The 3,365-nt window shown below is 73.4% G+C and carries 3 protein-coding genes and 1 pseudogene; 2 read left to right on the top strand and 2 right to left on the bottom strand.

Translation table 11 applies throughout. From position 1 onward, the window contains the following. Together H5J30_RS23100 and H5J30_RS23105 are read left to right on the top strand one after the other, a co-directional pair. A pseudogene (locus H5J30_RS23100) lies at positions 1-778 on the top strand (hypothetical protein); the annotation flags it as partial. A gap of 49 nt (positions 779-827) precedes the next feature. Then, positions 828-1,430, top strand: a complete 603-nt coding sequence (locus H5J30_RS23105) for a DUF3558 family protein (RefSeq protein WP_181789301.1) — start codon at positions 828-830, stop codon at positions 1,428-1,430. Between the two features lie 12 nt (positions 1,431-1,442). Here H5J30_RS23105 and H5J30_RS23110 read toward each other — a convergent pair whose 3' ends face one another. Both H5J30_RS23110 and H5J30_RS23115 read right to left on the bottom strand, forming a co-directional pair. Continuing rightward, complete coding sequence (locus H5J30_RS23110) at positions 1,443-2,075, bottom strand: hypothetical protein (protein WP_181789302.1); 633 nt, start codon at positions 2,073-2,075, stop codon at positions 1,443-1,445. 16 nt (positions 2,076-2,091) lie between these two features. Further along, a complete protein-coding gene (locus H5J30_RS23115; RefSeq protein ID WP_181789303.1) occupies positions 2,092-3,261 on the bottom strand; it encodes an L-histidine N(alpha)-methyltransferase in 1,170 nt (389 codons plus the stop codon). Positions 3,262-3,365: the final 104 nt, after the last annotated feature.

Below are 3,365 nucleotides of genomic sequence, written 5' to 3' on the forward strand. Positions count from 1 at the left end.
CAACCGCGACGGCATCGTGGACCGGCTGCGCGGCCTGGTGGAGTCCGGCCTCGCCACGCTGCGCGCCGCGCAGCGGCTGTCGCGGCTGCCGGAAGGGCTGGGGGAGTGGTCCGGGCAGGAGTTCCTGCGCATCCGCTTCGAGGACCCCGACCAGGCGACCCTGGCCGAGCGCCTGGGCGAGGTCATCGACGAGGCCACCCGCGCGGCCGTACGCAAGAACAGCGACCTGCGCCGCGACGGCACGACCCTGCTGCTGCGCGGCGTGGACGCCGCGATGCAGCCCAGGGGCGTGGCGGTGGAGATCCTCAAGCCGGACGCGGTGCTGCGCGCCGAGCGGGTGCCGGTCGGGCAGATGGGCGACGTGTTCTCCGGCGGCCAGCTGCTCACCGCCGCCATCGCGCTGTACTGCACGATGGCGGCCCTCAGGGGCAACGACCGCGGGGACGACCGGCACCACCACGCGGGCACGCTCTTCCTCGACAACCCCATCGGCCGCGCCAACGCCACGTATCTGCTGGAGCTGCAACGCGCCGTCGCCGACGCCCTCGGGGTGCAGCTCCTCTACACCACGGGCCTGTTCGACACCACGGCGCTGGCGGAGTTCCCCCTCGTGATCCGGCTGCGCAACGACGCGGACCTGCGGGCCGGGCTGAAGTACATCACCGTCGAGGAACACCTGCGCCCCGGGCTGCCGGCCCAGCGGGAGGGGGAGGAGCCGTCGGTCGGCGAGGTGACGGCGACCCGCATCTTCCGCCGCCCGCCGGCGGCGGCGCCGTAGGGACCCGGCGCGGGGACCGGTCCCGGTACGGCGCCGCTACCGTGCCAGCATGCCACCAATCGACGTTGACCGGCGCCCCCGGCGGCGGCGCCCCCGCGGCTCCGCCGCACTCGCGCTCGTCGCTGCCCTGGGCCTGCTGGGCGGCGGATGTTCGAGCGACGGGGAAGCCCCGGCGAAGGCGTCCCCGAAGCCCGCTTCCTCGTCCGCGACCGCCGCCCCGGCCACCACCGAGGCCGCGGACGCGAAGCCGGCCACCTACCCCCTCGCCCACCTGCGGTCGCGGCCGTGCCTCGCCCTCGACGAGCGCGACGTCGCCGCCCTCGGCATCAGCGGCCCGGGCGAACGCAGCTCCAGCAAGAACGGGGCCGCGTGCGACTGGCTGCTCGACGGCCAGAACGTCGGCCTCGATCTGGACGTGCCGCAGTCCTACGCGAAGACCATGACCAAGGACGGGCGCGTCACGCAGGTGCCGGTAGGGAAGCACATGGCGGTGCAGGCGGAGTTCCAGGGGATCTGCTTCATCTTCGTCGCGGTGGAGGACATCGAGCGCCTGGTCGGCACCACGACCATCCCGGAGCCCGGCGCCTCGCAGGACGGCACGTGCCCCGCCGGGGCCGCGGTCGCCGCCGCTGCCCTGACCCACATCCGCTGACGCGCCCCGCCGCTACGCCCCCGGCCCCCCGGACAGCGCCTCGACCACCTCGGGCTTGTCCCGGTACCGCGTGCGCAGCAGCTCCTCGATCCGGTCCCGCAGCCGGCAGGTCTCGTCCAGGTGGCCGCCGTCGCGGTGCAGGTCGCGGTCGATGCGCAGCAGCTCGGGGCCGTCCGCCTCCACGACGAAGCTGCGCAGCTCCGCCAGGTCCAGCCGGCGGTTGAACTCCCGTACCGCGTCGCGCCACTTGTGCAGCAGCGCCACCAGCTCCTGATGATCCCGACCGGCCAGCACGCCGGAGACCAGCGTCGCGTCCGTCGCCGACAGCACCGGCCGCGGGAAGACCCGGTGCACCGGGCGGGCCGGGTCGAGCGCCGCGAACCGCGGATCGGCCAGGATCGCGGTGTTCTTCACCAACTCCTCGGCGAGCGCGCGCAGCGTCTGCTTCTCCCGCTCCCGGGCCGCCGCCCGCCGCTCCGCGATCACCCCGCTCATCGCCGCGAGGATCGCCGGCACCTGGATCGCCGGCTCCCACCGGCCGCCGTCCGAGGCACGCACCAGCCAGGCGACGCACAGCCCGAGGGCGACGACGAGCGCGGTGGCGGTGAACACCCCGTAGAACGCGCTCCGCGACGGACGCACCATGCCCCGCGCGCCCGGCTCAGCCGAACGGGTTGGGGGCCGGGACCTCCGCCGGTGGCTCCTCCGCGGCCACCGCCGCGGCGGAGCGCAGCAGCACCAGGTCCATGCCGAAGCCCGTCTCGCCGAACCCGGAGTGCAGCCCGGAGCTGGTCCGGGTCACCTCCGCGGCACCGGCGTCGGCGAGCAGCTTGTCGAGGCCCTCCGCCGCGTACTTGCGGGTGGTCAGCAGGCGGATGGTGTCCCCGTCGGGGAACTCGACGCCGCTGCGGTCGGGCAGGGTGAGGAGGAGCTGCTCGCCGGTGCGGTTGCGGTAGAGGACCTTGACCTTCAGCGCCCGGTCGTCCTCGACCGACGGCTCGTACTCGACGCTGGTCATGTCGATGTGCAGGTCGGTGTACTCCATGACGGCGCTGGTGACGAACTCGGCGAAGCGCGGGCTCGACCGGTACTCGCGGGCCGCGGCGTGCGCGGCGTCCTCGTCCAGCGCGGCGGAGCGGGCGACCTCCAGCAGGAACCGGTCCTGCGGCCGCAGCAGGCTGCCGGTCAGCATCGTCAGCAGCCCCGTGTCGTCGGTGAAGTTCGCCAGCGTGTTGCCCAGCAGCGAGTAGAGCACCGGCTCGTCGCCGACGAGGCTCTCCACCAGCCGGCGCAGCCCGCGGACGCCGCGTACGTTCGCGAAGTCGAGCTGCACCGGCACGACCCCGCCCATCGGCAGGTCGAGATGGCGCAGCGCCTCCCGCTGGCCCAGCCGCAGCATCTCCGGGCTGACGTCCACGGGGACGTACGTCAGCGCCTCGGGCTCGCGGCCGCGGAGCAGCCGCTCCAGGATCGTCTGGTCCTTCTGCCCGGTGCCGGTGCCCAGGCTCACGTAGTGGCGGGGCGTGCCGTCCAGGTCGCCGGCGATCTGCCGCCAGCGCTGCGCGAAGGACTCGATGCTCTCCCGCATCACCGGGTAGTACAGGTCGGAACAGGCGTGCACCCAGGCCATCGTCGACGCCACGCCCCAGTACGAGAACCCGGACGCGATGTACTTCCCGTCGCCCGTCTCGGAGTACGGCTCGCGCAGCGCGCTGCTCATCTGCGAGAACTTCTGCGACTGATCCTCGCCGACCATGCAGAGGGACCAGGGGGAGTCCCACTGGGAGAGTGCGGACTCAAGGCGGTGAAGCCCCCTGCTGCCTGTGGTCATACGAAACGGCCGCCCTATGGAGAAGTCCGACTGCTGCTGGTTGAACCGTAGTTGGCGGTTGCACCGACAACAAGCCGAAACTGCGCCGACCGCCCGGGCAGCCG

Source organism: Streptomyces phytophilus (assembly GCF_013870535.1).
Lineage (GTDB): Bacteria > Actinomycetota > Actinomycetes > Streptomycetales > Streptomycetaceae > Streptomyces > Streptomyces phytophilus.

What these genes read in the sequence shown, in the direction of transcription:
- H5J30_RS23115 (WP_181789303.1), bottom strand. Translation starts at nt 3,261, where the DNA reads ATGACCACAGGCAGCAGGGGGCTTCACCGCCTTGAGTCCGCACTCTCC.
- H5J30_RS23105 (WP_181789301.1), top strand. Translation starts at nt 828, where the DNA reads ATGCCACCAATCGACGTTGACCGGCGCCCCCGGCGGCGGCGCCCCCGC.
- H5J30_RS23110 (WP_181789302.1), bottom strand. Translation starts at nt 2,075, where the DNA reads ATGGTGCGTCCGTCGCGGAGCGCGTTCTACGGGGTGTTCACCGCCACC.